Raw genomic sequence first — 16,861 nt, forward strand, 5'->3', positions numbered from 1 at the left:
AAATGAAAATCATCTTATTTTTAAATTATTTTTGAGTGGCTGGCTTAAAAATTTTAAAAGCAAGAAACTATGACCCTAGCGATGTTTTAAATGATTGCCAAGATCTGGGCTATTGTTTTTAACCTGCTCATGTAGCTCACGATATTGCTCTAAACGTTGTTTGGCCTTGTCACGTAGCTTTTTCTTGATATAGAGAGCTAGAGCGAAACAGGTGGTCGTCAAGGTCAGGAAAAGGCTATTCATAAAGCTCATCATGGAGCTGATATAACCGATCGTCGTCAGGCGATTCATCATCTGAATGACTTGTGGGCTGCTTTCTACACCAGTGATTGCCCAGGTACAGAGATGTTCACAATTATTGATAATCAGGTGATAGTTATTTTCATGCATTCTGGAACGCATACGACGAACCACTTTACGGCCTTTGTATTTTGCTGAGGCATAATACTGGATCTGAATCGGTTTGCCATTGCTGAATTTCTCAATTGAGGTGATTTCAATTGGATGCTTTTTAAATAAATGTGCAAAACCGGAATAGTGGATGACACGACCACGCCCGGCATAAATCCCGTGATGAGTATAACCGAAATGTTTAACCATAAGATGCGCACCTATGGGAAACCGTTTAGTTCGCTGCATGTAAAGATTAAGCCATTTAATAACAAGTGTATTTTAAACAGCAAGTGTACTGTTTTTTTGTGAATTAATCGATGTTTTAGAACTTAATTCTATCCAGAATTCGTTGTCTAGACAGTCATCCTTAAATTTCTCGAACCTTATAAATGCTGTATGTGAACTGATTGGATAGATCTAAAATTATAATGTTTAAATAGCCTAAGTAAATATGAAAAGTCATTTATCTGCATATTTGAAAAGAAATAAAGATATAGACACTTAGGTTTAGATAGAAGGAGTAGGTTCCACCTGATTAAAAGCAAAGAAGGGTAGGCAAAAATCCAAATGATAGATATAAAAAAAGCATTTGCGTATGCAAATGCTTTTTATCAAGACCTAAGCTGCTTATTGCAGCGGCAGGTGCTGAAGTTCATTGAGTTCTTTACGGCTGTAACCGCGAGAAGCTAGAACTTTTTTGATTCCGATAATGATATCTTCATCAGTTGCTTTAGACAGTGCTTCAAGGAGCTGTTCATTTGTCTTGCAAGAGCAATCATTTTCAACACAAGCAATCTGGTTCTTGTGTTCATTTTGTTGTTCATCTGAAAACAACTTCTGCCAGAAACTCATAGAGCCTTCATACACAACCTAACATAGGGTGAAATATATCCAATTTAATAAATAAAGCAATAGGACCTATGTGATAAAAGCAGCAGTCAGTATTTCAAATTTTCGATTGGAGATAAGATTTTGAACGATATTATTTGATTGAAACAAGATAATTCATGCATAAGTTACTAATTTTATGTATAAAAATGGAGCTAACAAAAGCTCCATTTATGTAACAAAAAAATAAATTGAAACAATATTTTTAGCGTTTTTCCAGCAGTACGCCTGACTCTACATGGTGGGTATAAGGAAACTGATCGAACAAGGCAAACTTGGTAATTTTATGGGTTTGGGACAATTGTTTCAGATTGTCGTGTAATGTGTCCGGATTGCAAGAAATGTAGATGATTCGTTCAAAGCGCTGTAGCAGTTTCAGTGTTTCATCATCGATCCCTGCACGTGGGGGATCGACGAATACCGTATCGAAGTCATAAGTTGACAGGTCAATATTGGCTTCTTGCAGACGGCGGAAAGTACGTTCACCATTAAAAGCTTGCGTAAATTCTTCAGCAGATAGACGTGCTACCTGAATATTGTCGATACCGTTCTGCTCGATATTCCATTCAGCCGCATACACAGATGACTTGGCCAATTCAGTTGCCAATGCACGACGGAAACGGGTAGACAATGGCAGGGTAAAGTTACCATTGCCACAATACAGCTCTAACAGATCTTTGTCAGATTGCTGCGCGGCATTACATGCCCATTCCAGCATTTTCTGGCAGACTTGCGCATTCGGCTGGGTGAAGCTGCTTTCGATCTGTTTGTACTGATATTTACGGTCAAATACAGTGAGTTCTTCTACGACAAACTCATCGCTCAAGACAAATTTCTGGCCACGGCTACGACCAATCAGCTTGATCTTCAATTTTTCAGCCAGTGCTTTAGCTGCAGGTTCCCAGCTTTCATCCAGTTTACGGTGATAGATCAGGGAAACCAGTACTTCACCTTTTAGTGTTGCTAGAAAGTGGACTTCAAATAGGCGGTGGCCTAGAGTTGCATCGGCTTTGAAGGCTTCTAGCAATTGCGGCATTAAGTCATTAATACTGCGGTCAGCCACAGGGAATTCATCAATACGGATCACTTTCTTGTTATTGTTCTGATCACGTTCAAACATGGCATAGAACAGGTCATCTTCAGTATGCCAGATCCGGAATTCAGCACGCATGCGATAGTACTGTTCAGGCGACTCAAATACTTCAAGGGCAGGTGGTTGATATTCGGCAAATTGCACGCTAATGCGTTCAACTTTGACATCCAGTTGTTGCTGATAAGATGAGGTCATATGCAGTAAAAAATCGCAAATATTTTGAAAGCCAAGATGGTAGCAAAAATTTGCTGTTCTGCCTAAGGCTATTCAGGGAAACAGGCTGGAAAAGCTGTTAAAAAAAGGCCAAATCTTCAAAGGGGAGAGATTTGACCATAAGAGGAAAGGGATTAAAATAATTTAAGTACTAAAGCTGTTTATAGGCCTGACATGGTCATGAGACTAGCATTACCACCTGCAGCTGCGGTATTGATACTGATTGCATGTTCAATCACGAAACGCTCCACTGGAATCTCATAATTTCCAGAGCTTAAATGCGTGATACCTACAATAGCTCCTTGTCGTCTTGTAATACGTTGCTGCAAATCCATCAATGCAGTGGTCTCGCCATGATGCAGTACAGCCTCAAAATCACCTGATTCAATATCTTTGATAACTTTAATAGCTTTCACCACACTCGCGGGCATGCTTTGCAGATACTTGAGTATAAAAGTATTGTCTGCGAGTACGGCCGGGCGGCTACCAACCGATAAGATCGCCAAGATTTGCTGAATCTGATCCATATCATTTTCTGCTAGAGAGAGCACACTCTCACGCGGCAAGATCATGTACTGGTTTTCTTCACCCGTTGGACCTTGCAGGCTAAAGCTATGTCCCGTTGCAATCTGAGCAGGAGCTTGCAAAGAAACCCGTGGAAAAGTCTTGCTTACCCAATCCTTAAAATCTTGCGACACCGGATTTTTAAGTAGTGCCTGAGCAGACTGCATCGCATAAGGCTGAGCCAGTTTCTTCTCAGACACCTGATGCATTAAACGGTAGATATAAAGTGGACCACCGGCTTTCGGACCAGTCCCAGACAGACCTTCACCACCAAAGGGCTGTACACCCACCACAGCACCGACAATATTTCGGTTGATATACAAGTTCCCGACATGTGCTTTTGAAATTACAGTCTGCATGGTTTCATCGATCCGGGTATGTAGGCCCATAGTCAGGCCATATCCTTTGCTGTTGATCTGATCTAGTAGTTGTGGCAGCTCGCCGGCTTTATAGCTAATCAGATGTAGTACTGGACCAAAGATTTCACGCTCAAGATCATTTAAATTCGGCAGTTCAATCAAGGTCGGTGGAATAAAAGTCCCTTGAGCCAGATCAGAAGCATCTTGATTAAACATCAGCTGATGAACTTGATGACCTTTACTGCGCATCTGATCAATATGTTTCTGGATATTCTGCTGTGCTTCGGCATCAATCACTGGACCAATATCGGTTTTGAGTAGAACCGGATTGCCGACACGTAGCTGTTGCATGGCTCCTTGTAGCATCTTACGCACAGTATCCAGATTGTCTTCCTGCACACAGAGTACACGCAGGGCAGAACAGCGCTGACCAGCACTATCAAAAGCTGAGTTAACTACATCCAGCACAACCTGTTCGGTGAGCGCTGATGAATCTACGATCATGGCATTCTGACCACCAGTTTCGGCAATTAAAGTGACGCTTTCGCCAAACTGATTCAGTCGTTCTGCTACGGTCTTCTGTAGAATTTTTGCTACTTCAGTAGAACCGGTAAACATGATGCCTTGGATGCGTGAATCTTGGCTGAGTTGAGCTCCAATGGTTTCACCACGACCCGGTAATAATTGCAGTACATCTTGTGGAATACCCGCTTCCCAGAGAATCTGCACAGCTTGAGCGGCAATCAACGGAGTCTGTTCAGCAGGTTTTGCGATGACTGTATTGCCAGCAACCAATGCCGCCGAAATCTGTCCGGTAAAGATCGCTAACGGGAAGTTCCAAGGACTAATGCAGAGTACAGTTCCTAAAGGCTGAATATGTACATCATTAGACAGGTCCAGCATCTGGCCAGCATAATAGCGCAGGAAGTCAATTGCTTCGCGAACTTCCGCAATCGCATTGGCATAAGTTTTACCGGCTTCACGAGACAGAAGGACCATCAGTGGTAACAGACGTTCCTGCATCAGGTCAGCGGCTTTATTGAGACAGGCAGCACGTTCATTCTTTGGCAAGTTGCTCCAGAAACTTTGTGCATTTACGGCCTGAGTCAGGGCTATTTCAGCCTGTTCAGTCGTTGCTTCATATACAGTACCCACCACATCTTGATGCTGGGCTGGGTTGATAATCTGTACAGGATGACTGTTAATTTCTGAGAAAGCAGTACCCATTGCAGCAGCCTGGAATTGGCTATTCGCCAAGTCAGTTGCAACTTCATTTAAGGCTTGCAGGTCTGCGTCACTGGCCAGATCCAAACCGGACGAATTTGGACGCAGAGCACCGTATAAATCTTTTGGATAAGGAATCTGCGGGTGTTTGGCACCTAAGGCATTTTCTTGTTGAGCTGCTTTTAAAATGGTTTGACGCGGATTCTCAATTAGGTCTTCGACTTTTAAACTCTTGTCAGCAATGCGATTGACGAAAGAGGTATTCGCGCCATTTTCTAGCAAGCGACGAACCAGATAGGCCAGTAGGGTTTCATGGTTACCGACCGGCGCATAGATCCGGCATGGAATACCAAGTTTACCAGCCGCTTTATCACCTACCACATTTTCATATAGCGGTTCACCCATGCCATGCAGACATTGGAATTCGTATTGACCGGCATAATAGCGGTCTGGATTAGCGAGCTGATAAATCGTGGCAACAGTCTGCGCATTATGTGTCGCAAATTGTGGGTAAATATAGTCCGGTTCTGCCAGTAGTTTACGTGCGCAGGCAATATAGGATAGGTCAGTATGCACTTTACGGGTAAATACCGGATAATCAGACATACCTTCGATCTGGGCTTTCTTGATCTCGCTATCCCAATACGCACCTTTCACCAGACGAATCATCAGGCGTTTCTGGCTGCGTTTAGCCAGATCAATGATGTAATCCACGACATAGAAGCAGCGTTTCTGGTAGGCCTGAATCACAAAACCAATGCCTTTCCAGTTATCGAGTTCAGGTTCAAAACACAAGCGTTCTAAAAGCTCTAAGGAAATTTCCAGACGCTCAGTTTCTTCGGCATCAATATTCAGGCCGATATTATAGTTTTTCGCCAGAACTGCCAGATTCAGTACCTTGCTATACAGTTCATCATTCACACGATCCATTTGTGAACGTTGATAACGTGGATGCAGTGCAGACAGTTTGATGGAAATACCGGGACCGTTATAAACATCCTTATCTGTTGATGCCTTGCCGATAGCATGAATGGCGTCTTGATAGTCCTGATAATAACGCTCCGCATCTGGATCGGTCAGCGCTGCTTCACCAAGCATGTCATAAGAATATTGGAAACCTTTATCTTCTAGTCGTTCTGCATTTTTCAGGGCTTCATCAATGGTTTCGCCAGTGACAAACTGCTCACCCATCATGCGCATTGCGACGTCCACCGCTTTACGGATGATGCCACGGCCACTACGTGCTAAAAGACCGGTTAATAAACTCGACAGGCTTTTCTGCTGTGGAGTTTCCATCAGCTTTCCAGTGAGCATTAACCCCCAAGCCGCAGCATTCACAAACATCAGCTGGCTTTGACCAAGATGTTCTTTCCAGTTGCCCTGATTGATTTTGTCGCGGATCAGTAAGTCACGGGTTGCTGTATCTGGAATACGTAGTAAGGCTTCTGCCAGACACATCAAGGCAATCCCTTCCTGAGAAGAGAGCGAAAATTCCTGAAGCAGTCCTTGTACGATACCGGCTTTACCGCCTGAGCCTTTACGCTCGCGCAGGGAATGTGCCAGATCAAAAGCCAGGCACTGAATTTTATCTGTCAGTTCTGAAGAAATTTCACTATGTTCCAGCAGCGTTTCCATGCACTCGGACTCGGCACGTCGCCATGCGGTATTGATGCGCTGTTCATATTGGTTTTTATCCTTAAATTCAGCAATGTAATTCGATTGCTTCACTGCATTCGAGTGCGAATTCGGGCGTATTGTGGTGGACATAGTGACTTCCTGTACTGCGTCAATCGGTTCTTTGAGTTGAATGAGTTTTAATCTATAATCCCAAAATAATTGACGAATATCTCACTATAGTTTGTATCATTTTTAGAGAATAATTCTAATGAATAGCCCATATTTAAGCCTTGACCGAATAGATATTCGCATCCTTGATTTGCTGCAGTCTGAATCGAAAATTTCCAATATTAAACTGGCAGAGATGGTGAATCTTTCACCAACTGCGGTACTGGCGCGTGTACAAAAACTGACTAAGGAGGGATTTATTCTCGGTTATGAAGCGCGACTTAATCCAATTATGCTGAATAACGGTTTTGTGGTCTTTGTCGAAATTCTGCTGGATAAAACCACACCGAATGTGTTGGAAGAATTTTCCGAGGCGGTACAGCATATTCCCGATATCGTGGAATGTCATATGATTAGTGGCGGTTTTGATTTTGTGGTGAAAATCCGCTGTGCCAATATGGATGAATTCCGAAAAATCTCCGGTGATATTTTGTGGCAATTACCGGGGGTAAAAGAAACCCGTAGTTATCCAGTAATGGAAGTGATCAAGGAAACCCAGCAGATCAAGCTGAAAATGCCGGCTAAAGCTAAGGTATAAATTCAGACAAAACAAAAGGGACACGAAGTCCCTTTTTAATTTGAAATAGAAAGATTATTTATTCATTTCAGCCATTTCTTTCTGATATTCGGCTTTTGCCAGTTCAAAACGATTGACGACATCGTGGTTTGGCGCTTTATCCAATAGGCTCACAATCACGATACTTAGCGCTGCCAGAATAAAGCCCGGGATGATCTCGTACAGACTAGTATCACCCATATAATTTTTCCAGGCAATTACAGTCACGGCGCCCATCACCATTCCGACAATCGCGCCGTTGAGGGTCATACGTTTCCAGAACAGTGAGAAAATGATCAAAGGACCAAAGGCAGCGCCAAAGCCAGCCCAGGCATAAGCCACCAGACCCAGAACTTTACTGTTTGGATTGATGGCCAATGAAATTGCAATCAAGGCAATCACAATCACCATGCCACGACCGACCCAGATCAGTTCTTTTTGCGAAGCATTTTTACGTAGGAAACCCTTATATAAATCTTCAGTCAGGGTAGTCGAGCAGACCAGTAACTGGCAGCTCAATGTACTCATAATCGCAGCCAGAATTGCCGCTAATATGATGCCTGCAATCCAAGGGTTAAACAGGATTTTGGTCAATTCCATAAACACGGTTTCAGGATTCTGGTTGACGATTGCAGCAGCAGGAAGGTCAGGATTTGCTGCAAAATAAGCAATCCCGATATAGCCCGCCGACATTGCACCCACCAGACACAGAATCATCCAGGTCATGCCGATCCGGCGTGCAGTAGGAATAGTTTTGACCGAATCTGCCGCCATAAAGCGCACCAGAATATGTGGCTGACCAAAATAGCCTAAGCCCCAAGCCAAGCTAGAAATAATCGCGACAAAACTTAGGCCTTCCAGCATATTGGATGCATGTGGACGGGCAGTTTCCAGTAGGGTGCCCACCTGTTGAGCGTTATCACCCAATGCCAGATAGGTAATGATGGGTGTAATAAGCAACGCAAAGATCATTAAGCCAGCCTGAAAGGTATCGGTCCAACTGATTGCCAGGAAGCCGCCAATACACACATACAGAATCGTGGCCACTGCACCGAGCCAAAGTGCTGTCGTGTAATCCCAGCCAAACAGGCTTTCGAACAGACGCGCACCTGCGACCATACCGGAAGCACAGTAAATTGCAAAGAACACCAGAATCACAATGGCTGATAGTAAGCGTAAGATTCGTTTCTTATCCGCAAAACGGCTGGTGAAATAATCAGGCAGGGTCAGAGCATTGTTCTGAAATTCAGTATGGGCACGCAGACGGCCAGCTACCAGTAACCAGTTCAGCCAGGCGCCAATAATCAGGCCAATCGCAATCCAGACTTCTGACAGACCGGAAAAATAGATGGCTCCGGGTAAGCCCATCAGCAGCCAGCCACTCATGTCGGATGCACCTGCGGAAAGCGCAGTCACTACACTGCCCAGACTTCGCCCACCCAGAATATATTCATCAAAATTGGACGTCGCACGATAGGCATATAAACCGATCCCAATCATGGCGACGATATAAAACATAAAAGTAATCAGTGTTGGGTTAAGCGAGCTCATAGGCAGAGTATCCTTAAATTTTAAACATCATCATCCGGGATGATTTTTGAACTGCATTCACAGGGCAGTGATTCAAACATGGTTTAAAAATTACACTCTGTAACAGTTGAGCAGCTTTTGTGTATATTTTATGTAAATTAAGAATTTTCTCATATAAATGAAGAATTAGTAGAGGGTTATAAAATACAAAGTTACACATGGTTTTGAAGAAAAATAAATAATTTTAATAAACAGTTAAATTCATTGAACTTTTGTATTTTAATTACACAATTTTACAAAAATAACAACAATCTCGAATTAGACATATTTTGTTTCAAATCCTGCTTAAATCACTTCTATTTGTTTTTAGGGCCTCTCTTCATAGTGAATGAATGCCATTCTGAATGGTGCATCATTGCTAAGAGTAATATGACATGGACAATATGTTGCAAATAGAATCAAGTCGAATTGAACAGGATTTATTGGGGAAAAAACAAATTCCCCAGCACAGCTATTATGGTATTCATACTTTGCGTGCGATTGAGAATTTTCAGATCTCAGGTCTGGCAGTAGGTCAGCAAGCACACTTTATTCGCGCATTGGCGCAAGTTAAAAAAGCAGCAGCACAAACGAATTTACATTTTCAGAAAATATCAGAACAACAAAGTAGTGCTATTCAACAAGCCTGTGATGAATTAATTCATCAACCTCAGGACTGGCAGGAGGCATTTCCGCTTGATCCTTATCAGGGTGGAGCTGGTACTTCTATCAATATGAATGCGAATGAGGTTATTGCAAATCGGGCGCTAGAATTGCTCGGGCATCGTAAAGGCGATTACCATATCCTGCATCCAAATGATCATGTGAATACTTCACAATCAACCAATGATGTCTATCCCACGGCACTACGTCTAGCGACTTATACACGTCTGGATGAACTGCTTCATGTACAAAAATCGTTGATTGATACTTTATATAGCAAGTCATCAGAGTTTCAATATGTGATCAAGATGGGGCGTACCCAGTTACAGGATGCAGTCCCAATGACTCTGGAACAGGAATTCCGTGCTTTCGCAACCTTATTAAAAGAAGACCTGAAGCTGATTGAGCAAATGCGTCAGTTATTGCTGGAAGTGAATCTGGGTGCGACCGCCATTGGAACCGGCGTGAATACTCCAGATGGTTATGCCAAACATGCAGTACAAACTTTAGCGAAAATTACTGGCCTACCTTTAAAAGGCGCGGAAGATTATGTCGAAGCGACCAGCGATTGCGGCGTGTTTATTATTCTATCAAGCAGCCTGAAACGTCTGGCTGTTAAATTATCCAAGATCTGTAATGACTTGCGTCTTTTAAGTTCTGGCCCGCGTACCGGTCTAGCGGAAATCCGTTTGCCAGAATTACAGGCGGGTTCTTCTATCATGCCAGCTAAGGTCAATCCGGTTATTCCAGAAGTAGTCAATCAGATTGCATTTCGTGTGATTGGTAATGACCTGACTGTGACAATGGCAGCAGAAGCAGGGCAATTACAGCTTAATGTTATGGAGCCGGTCATTGCAGTATCCTTAAATGAATCCATCCAATTATTAACTCAAGGTATGCAGACCCTACAACAAAAATGTATTGCCGGGATTCAGGCCAATGAACAGAACTGTTTAAATGCAGTGATGCGCAGTATCGGGATTATCACCTTACTGGAACCACTTTTAGGTCATGCCACTTGTGATGAAATTGGCAAGCAATGTATTCGTGAAAATAAAACTGTACCCGAAGTGGTGCTGGAACTGGGTTTGTTAAGTGAAATTCAGCTGGATGAAATTTTTGCCTTTGAAAATCTGGTTTCAGAAGTCCCAATGATGAATCAATGGGAACAGGTATCCTGAAAGTTTAAGGATGAGCCGAATATAGATTCGTGCTGATTTTAACCATTTGCCTCAAATCCCGTCTGTGGGTTTGGGGCATTTTCATCTAGACTATATCGATGACACAATGAATTGAGTGCATAGCATGTTTGATAAAATCAGCAACTTATTTAAATCAAATAAACCTGATCCGGCTCAGATTTTTCTGGAAGAGAATCATATCCAATATGTAGAAGGGACTGGCTATATTGTGGATGGGATTAATTTAAATCAGGAGCTGGGTGAGCGACTGGAATATTTGTCTAACCGACGCATGAAAACTTTTGATGATTTAAAAGCGCTATATTCAACTGCAATGATCATTAATGAAAAAATTGATCTGGAAATTGCCAATCAGCGTTTTAATGCAAGATTAGGAAATACTGAAGAAAACCTGCTGCAATTCAAAGCAATTGTGAAAAAGTTGAATGACTATTATCGTAACTTTTTACGTGATAAAAAATAACTGAATCATAGGCTGATTTTATCCTATGCAGTCAATCTGTAACGACTGCATAAAAATAACGAAATAGCACCAGATCATCGTGATAGTATAAGCTTCATGTTGTTTAGACTTTAAAGCTATATACATGTTCCAACAAGAAATTTCCCAACTTAATTTAACAAAGCTCAAGGTAGGCGAGAAACGCTGGTTAGGCAATCTGCAAGGCTCGTCTACTGCATTATTGCTGAAAGAAATTATCAAGCAGCAACGATCGCGTCTATTTGTTATTGTTGCGCGTAATAACCAGCATTTGGGTCAACTGGAAAGTGAACTGGAATTTTATGGGATTAAACCGACCATATTTCCAGACTGGGAAATTTTGCCTTATGACCGTCTGTCACCGCATCAGGATATCGTCTCTGAACGTCTGGCAATTTTATCTAATATGCCCCAAGGTGGCGTATTGTTGCTGGCAGCTTCTACATTGGCACAGCGTGTTGCACCTACTTCATGGGTGCTGGGTGAACACTTCGATATTCGAGTCGGGCAAAAGCTGGATCTGGAACAGCAAAAGAAAAAACTGATTCAGGCTGGTTATCATCTGGTCGACACCGTTTATGACCATGGTGAATTTGCAGTTCGCGGTAGCATTATCGATATATATGCTTCAGGTCAGGATGCACCAATCCGGATTGACCTGTTCGATGATGAAATTGAAACCCTGAAATTTTTTGATCCGGAAACGCAACGTACTACGCAAACTCTAGAACAATTTACCGTATTACCTGCACAAGAATTTCCACTGAAGGAGGGTCGTGCTACTTTCCGTGACCGTTATGCAGAATTTTTCCCCACAGCTAATCCAAAGAAAAATCCAATTTATCAGGATGTAATGGATGGCATTGCTTCACCGGGAATTGAGTTCTACCTGCCTTTATTCTTTAGTCATGAAGCGATGCAAGGGCAAAGTACCTTAATTTCATACTTACCAAAGAATGGCATTGTCATTACAGATAAGGCGTTGGAGCAGAGTTTAGAACAGTTCTGGCAGGACGTAACTCGCCGTTATGAAGATCGCTGCCATAATATTGATCAGCCGATTCTGCCGCCTGAAGCACTGTTCTGTCCGACCAATCAGCTTTTAGAACAGCTAAATCAGTTTAGTCGCATCATTGCGGCACAAGAAGCTTTTGATGAGAAAGCCGGCGTGATTAATCTGGATACCCAGTTACCACCACGCTTGCCTGTTGATCCAAAACGTGAAAAGCCCTTTACCGAAGTCAAAAAATATATTGATGCGGCCGATCATCCGGTTTTACTGGTTGCTGAAAGTGCTGGTCGTCGTGAAACCTTAAAAGATGCGCTGCGCCCAAGTCTGGGCGATATTCCGACCGTAGAAAACTTTGATGCTTTTGTCGATTCTCTGCATGCGATTGCGATTACCAGTGCACCATTGGAACGTGGTCTGGTTCTGACAAATCGGATCAGTGTGATCTCGGAAAATCAGCTTTACGAACATCGTGTGGTCCAACGTCGTCGCAAGCGTCAGCAGGAAGTATCAGAAGAATTCCTGATCCGCAGTCTGACCGAGCTAAGCATTGGTGCACCAGTGGTACACATTGATTATGGTGTAGGACGTTATGCAGGCTTAATTACTTTAAGTATCGATGATCAGGACCATGAATTTCTGCAACTGGACTATGCTGAAGGCGCTAAAGTCTATGTGCCGGTGACTAACCTGCATCTGATCAGCCGCTATAGTGGTGGCGATCCAGATCTCGCACCGTTACATAAACTGGGTACGGATGCCTGGAATAAAGCCAAACGTAAGGCTTTGGAACAGATTCATGATGTCGCAGCCGAGTTATTACATATTCAGGCACGTCGTTCATCTAAGCCGGGCATCAGTTTTGAGGTTGATCAAAGTCTGTATATGCAGTTTGCTAGCGGCTTTGCTTATGAAGAAACACCGGATCAGGCCAATGCGATTGAAGCCACACTATATGATATGCAACTGGCAAAACCAATGGACCGTCTGGTCTGTGGTGATGTCGGTTTTGGTAAAACTGAAGTCGCCATGCGGGCAGCCTTTGTCGCAGTTCAAAATAACCGTCAGGTTGCGGTATTAGTGCCTACCACTTTGCTGGCACAACAGCATTATGAATCTTTTAAAGACCGTTTTGCGGACTGGCCAGTTCGGATTGAGGTGCTTTCCCGTTTCGGTTCATCTAAAGCGCATACCAAAACGATTGAGGGTTTAGCGGATGGCAAAGTCGATATTGTCATCGGCACCCATAAGCTTTTACAGGAAAATGTCCAGTTCCATAATCTGGGACTGATGATTGTCGATGAAGAACATCGTTTCGGGGTGCGTGATAAAGAACGTATTAAAGCCTTGCGTGCCGATGTGGATATGCTGACCCTAACAGCAACGCCAATTCCACGTACCCTAAATATGGCCTTTAGTGGTATGCGTGATCTGTCCATTATTGCAACACCACCAGCACGCCGTCTGGCTGTAAAAACTTTTGTGCAGGAACATACCAGCGACACCATTCGAGAGGCGATTCTGCGTGAATTACTGCGTGGTGGTCAGGTCTATTTCCTGCATAATGAAGTCGATACCATTGACCGTGCTGCAGAAAATATCCGGAATCTGGTGCCGGAAGCACGTGTCATTGTGGCCCATGGGCAAATGCGTGAGCGTGAACTGGAGCAGGTGATGCAGCAGTTCTATCACAAGGAATACAATGTTCTGGTGTGCTCGACTATTATCGAGACCGGGATTGATGTACCTAATGCCAATACTATTATTATTGAGCGGGCAGACAAGCTCGGTCTTGCACAGTTACACCAGTTGCGTGGCCGGGTTGGGCGTTCGCATCACCAGGCTTATGCCTATCTGTTAGTGCCATCCCTAAAAGCCTTGAAAGGTGATGCAGAAAAACGTCTGGAAGCGATTCAACGTGCCTCGACTTTGGGTGCAGGCTTTATGCTGGCCACCGAAGATCTGGAAATTCGCGGTGCAGGTGAACTTCTAGGTGAGCAGCAAAGTGGTTCGATGCAGGCGATCGGCTATAGCCTGTATATGGAAATGCTGGAAAAGGCGACTAAAGCGATTCAAAAAGGTAAAACGCCGAATTTTGATGCACCACTGTCTTTAACTGCGGAAATCAACCTGCATATGCCAGCCCTGATTCCGGACGATTATCTGGGTGATGTACATCAGCGCTTGCTGTTCTATAAACGCATCAGTAATACTGATACTCAGGAAAAACTCGATAATATCCGTATGGAACTGATTGACCGTTTTGGCATTCCGCCGCAACCGGTGAAACAATTATTTGCTGTGCATCAGCTACGTCTTAAAGCCGAGCAATTGGGCATCACTAAAATTGACATTGGTGGGCAGGGTGGCCATATCGAATTTGCACCAGATACGCCAGTTCAAGCCATGAGTATTATCCAGATGATGCAGAAACATCCGACATATTTCAGGATGGAAGGCGGTCAGCGATTAAAAGTGATGGTGATGCTGGAAGATTATCAAAAAAGAATCCAGTTCATCAGCGATTTACTGGATAGCCTATTAAAAGAGCTAAATTAATAGTTTTAGATTTTATAGAATATGAATATTCACGCTATATTTCATTTTTATAAATATAGTGTGAATATCAGCTTGTTTTCATATGAAATTATTTAAGCTAATAGTTTGCCGTTTTGTCCTTCACAATTCATACAAAATTGCCCTAAAGCACCCGCTTACAATACTCAGCCGCAATTGTATATGGTAGTATTAGCCATCATTCTAATTTTGCATCATTTATAAAGATATGTTTAGTTTGCATCCACAACTTGCTCAAGATACGTTTTTTGTAGGCGACTTTCCTTTATCAACATGTCGTTTGATGAATGATATGCAATTTCCGTGGTTGATTCTGGTTCCGCGTGTACCAGGCATTACCGAATTATATGAATTGAGCCAAGCTGACCAAGAGCAGTTTTTACGTGAATCAAGCTGGTTATCTAGCCAGTTAGCGCGTGTATTCCGTGCCGACAAAATGAATGTCGCAGCTTTGGGCAATATGGTGCCGCAACTGCATTTTCATCATGTGGTTCGTTATCAAAACGATGTGGCATGGCCTAAGCCGGTATGGGGCACTCCAGCAGTTCCTTATAGCAGTGAAGTATTGGCACATATGCGTCAAACCTTGATGCTGGCTTTACGCGGTCAAGGAGATATGCCATTTGACTGGCGTATGGACTAAGCGTTGACATACATTTTATGGTCCATTCAGGATTTTGGACTTTAAGAGAGTAATTGGGTGCAATTAGACGACTGGATTCATCAGGAACCAAAACAGTTTGAATATTTCCATCGGATGATGGGATATATCATGCTGTCTCTGGTTCTGATCGTCTATCACTACACGGAACCGGACACCAATTACCAGATTTTTGTTCCGTTATTTCTGGCACTGGTTTTGGTGATCACACCGAAATTATCCCGGTGGATGATTTATAAATACGACTATAATTTAAAACGTAATTTCTTCTTTGTTCTAGATGTGATTATCGTATCGGTTGTACTTGCAGCTGTGCATCTGGATCTGGTGTTGTCTCTACTGGCAGTGGTCACATTGCTATATACCGCCATTAATAACAAGATTTCGTTCATGATGGTGTCACTGGCTGGCCTGATTGGCACCATGATCTTTTATCTGTCTACCATTGGCATTTTTGGGTTTACCAGCTATTTCAGTCCCACCAGTACCGAACTCACCGTACTAGGTTTCATCTGTTTGATTACTTATTTTGGTGTCGGAAATTTCTATCAAAGCGGTCGTATGCAATATATGACCCAAAAGAAAAATCATTATTTTGACCAGATGAACCGTTATATGGAATTTGCTAACCAGCTCAGCCGTTATGCGCCAGTGCAGTTATGGCAATCCATCATGAAAGGCGAGTCTGAAGCTAAGATCGAATACAAACGTAAAAAACTCACGATTTTCTTTTCGGATATTCAGGAATTTACAGAGCTTTCTGAAACTCTGATTCCGGATGATTTGGCTTTCCTGTTGAATGACTATTTAAGCCATATGACTGAAATCGCAAAAAAATATGAAGCAACGGTCGATAAGTTCATGGGGGATGCCATCCTGATCTTCTTTGGCGATCCGCACTCTGATGGTGTAGAGCAGGATGCTAAAAATTGTCTGGAAATGGCGATTTCAATGCGTCAGCAAATGAAATTACTACGCGAACGCTGGATTAAAATGGGTTATCCGCCATTACATATCCGTATGGGGATTTCGACCGGTTATTGTCACGTGGGGAACTATGGTGCCAATCACCGTATGGCCTATACCATTGTTGGTCGTGATGCCAATCTGGCTGCACGCTTACAAAGTGCTGCGGAAGTTGATGAAATCCTGATTTCTGAAGATACCCATAACCTGATCAAAAATGATTATCTATGTGCACCTAAAAAGCCAATTTTCCTGAAAGGGATTAAGGCGCCGGTACGCACCTGGCAAGTGATGGAAAAATATGCCTTCCAGAAAGTTGAATATCAGCGCTGGTTTGATTATGAATATAAAGGTTTCCATTTACTGTTAAATCTGGATGAAGTGCAAAACTATGATTATCCAGAGTTGCTGCATGTGCTGGAGAAAATGATTAAACGCATTCAAACCCAACAGCAACTGACCAACTCTCAAGGAATTGTGAAATTAAAACTTGAAGATGAAGTCATTGAACCTTTGTCTGCTGAAGAAGCATTTCGAGCAGCTGAACGATCAAAAGTCATCTAATTTTTATGATTTAAATAAATGATAAAGACCATAA

11 protein-coding genes are annotated in these 16,861 nt (G+C 42.8%); 6 read left to right on the plus strand and 5 right to left on the minus strand.

Features of this window, described 5'->3' with window-relative positions; translation table 11 throughout:
* Positions 1–75: 75 nt before the first annotated feature.
* From FTU72_RS01930 to putA, 4 genes are all read right to left on the minus strand, one after another.
* The gene (locus FTU72_RS01930) at positions 76–639 is read right to left on the minus strand and encodes a lecithin retinol acyltransferase family protein (protein ID WP_125278319.1); all 564 of its coding nucleotides are present in this window, start codon (positions 637–639) and stop codon (positions 76–78) included.
* Between the two features lie 381 nt (positions 640–1,020).
* Positions 1,021–1,245: a hypothetical protein gene (locus tag FTU72_RS01935; RefSeq protein WP_004786091.1), complete on the minus strand. Its 225-nt coding sequence runs from the start codon at positions 1,243–1,245 to the stop codon at positions 1,021–1,023.
* Positions 1,246–1,486: 241 nt separating this feature from the next.
* Positions 1,487–2,569, minus strand: coding sequence for a tRNA (uridine(54)-C5)-methyltransferase TrmA (trmA, locus tag FTU72_RS01940; protein ID WP_179992323.1), 1,083 nt, complete (start codon positions 2,567–2,569; stop codon positions 1,487–1,489).
* 179 nt (positions 2,570–2,748) lie between these two features.
* Complete coding sequence (gene putA, locus FTU72_RS01945) at positions 2,749–6,501, minus strand: trifunctional transcriptional regulator/proline dehydrogenase/L-glutamate gamma-semialdehyde dehydrogenase (protein WP_179992324.1); 3,753 nt, start codon at positions 6,499–6,501, stop codon at positions 2,749–2,751.
* Between the two features lie 118 nt (positions 6,502–6,619).
* On the opposite strand from putA, the gene FTU72_RS01950 reads away from it, so the two are divergent.
* The gene (locus FTU72_RS01950; RefSeq protein WP_004786082.1) at positions 6,620–7,117 is read left to right on the plus strand and encodes an Lrp/AsnC ligand binding domain-containing protein; all 498 of its coding nucleotides are present in this window, start codon (positions 6,620–6,622) and stop codon (positions 7,115–7,117) included.
* A gap of 54 nt (positions 7,118–7,171) precedes the next feature.
* Here the strand turns inward: FTU72_RS01950 and putP are convergent, their stop codons facing one another.
* Complete coding sequence (putP, locus tag FTU72_RS01955; RefSeq protein WP_179992325.1) at positions 7,172–8,686, minus strand: sodium/proline symporter PutP; 1,515 nt, start codon at positions 8,684–8,686, stop codon at positions 7,172–7,174.
* A 413-nt stretch (positions 8,687–9,099) separates the two neighbouring features.
* On the opposite strand from putP, the gene aspA reads away from it, so the two are divergent.
* The 5 genes from aspA (at position 9,100) to FTU72_RS01980 (ending at position 16,827) form a co-directional block, all read left to right on the plus strand.
* Positions 9,100–10,548, plus strand: coding sequence for an aspartate ammonia-lyase (aspA, locus tag FTU72_RS01960; RefSeq protein WP_179992326.1), 1,449 nt, complete (start codon positions 9,100–9,102; stop codon positions 10,546–10,548).
* Positions 10,549–10,672: 124 nt separating this feature from the next.
* Positions 10,673–11,032 carry a hypothetical protein gene (locus tag FTU72_RS01965; RefSeq protein ID WP_179992327.1) on the plus strand — a complete coding sequence of 120 codons (360 nt, stop codon included), beginning with the start codon at positions 10,673–10,675 and terminating at the stop codon, positions 11,030–11,032.
* Between the two features lie 124 nt (positions 11,033–11,156).
* Complete coding sequence (mfd, locus tag FTU72_RS01970) at positions 11,157–14,618, plus strand: transcription-repair coupling factor (protein WP_179992328.1); 3,462 nt, start codon at positions 11,157–11,159, stop codon at positions 14,616–14,618.
* A 226-nt stretch (positions 14,619–14,844) separates the two neighbouring features.
* Positions 14,845–15,279: an HIT domain-containing protein gene (locus FTU72_RS01975; protein WP_004786072.1), complete on the plus strand. Its 435-nt coding sequence runs from the start codon at positions 14,845–14,847 to the stop codon at positions 15,277–15,279.
* Between the two features lie 57 nt (positions 15,280–15,336).
* Complete coding sequence (locus FTU72_RS01980; RefSeq protein ID WP_180052340.1) at positions 15,337–16,827, plus strand: adenylate/guanylate cyclase domain-containing protein; 1,491 nt, start codon at positions 15,337–15,339, stop codon at positions 16,825–16,827.
* Positions 16,828–16,861: the final 34 nt, after the last annotated feature.

Source organism: Acinetobacter sp. YH12137 (genome assembly GCF_013418535.1).
Lineage (GTDB): Bacteria > Pseudomonadota > Gammaproteobacteria > Pseudomonadales > Moraxellaceae > Acinetobacter.

Excerpts from the sequence above, each read along its gene's own strand:
- FTU72_RS01930 (WP_125278319.1), bottom strand. The coding sequence starts at position 639 with ATGCAGCGAACTAAACGGTTTCCCATAGGTGCGCATCTTATGGTTAAA.
- FTU72_RS01935 (WP_004786091.1), bottom strand. The coding sequence starts at position 1,245 with ATGAGTTTCTGGCAGAAGTTGTTTTCAGATGAACAACAAAATGAACAC.
- trmA (WP_179992323.1), bottom strand. The coding sequence starts at position 2,569 with ATGACCTCATCTTATCAGCAACAACTGGATGTCAAAGTTGAACGCATT.
- putA (WP_179992324.1), bottom strand. The coding sequence starts at position 6,501 with ATGTCCACCACAATACGCCCGAATTCGCACTCGAATGCAGTGAAGCAA.
- FTU72_RS01950 (WP_004786082.1), top strand. The coding sequence starts at position 6,620 with ATGAATAGCCCATATTTAAGCCTTGACCGAATAGATATTCGCATCCTT.
- putP (WP_179992325.1), bottom strand. The coding sequence starts at position 8,686 with ATGAGCTCGCTTAACCCAACACTGATTACTTTTATGTTTTATATCGTC.
- aspA (WP_179992326.1), top strand. The coding sequence starts at position 9,100 with ATGGACAATATGTTGCAAATAGAATCAAGTCGAATTGAACAGGATTTA.
- FTU72_RS01965 (WP_179992327.1), top strand. The coding sequence starts at position 10,673 with ATGTTTGATAAAATCAGCAACTTATTTAAATCAAATAAACCTGATCCG.
- mfd (WP_179992328.1), top strand. The coding sequence starts at position 11,157 with ATGTTCCAACAAGAAATTTCCCAACTTAATTTAACAAAGCTCAAGGTA.
- FTU72_RS01975 (WP_004786072.1), top strand. The coding sequence starts at position 14,845 with ATGTTTAGTTTGCATCCACAACTTGCTCAAGATACGTTTTTTGTAGGC.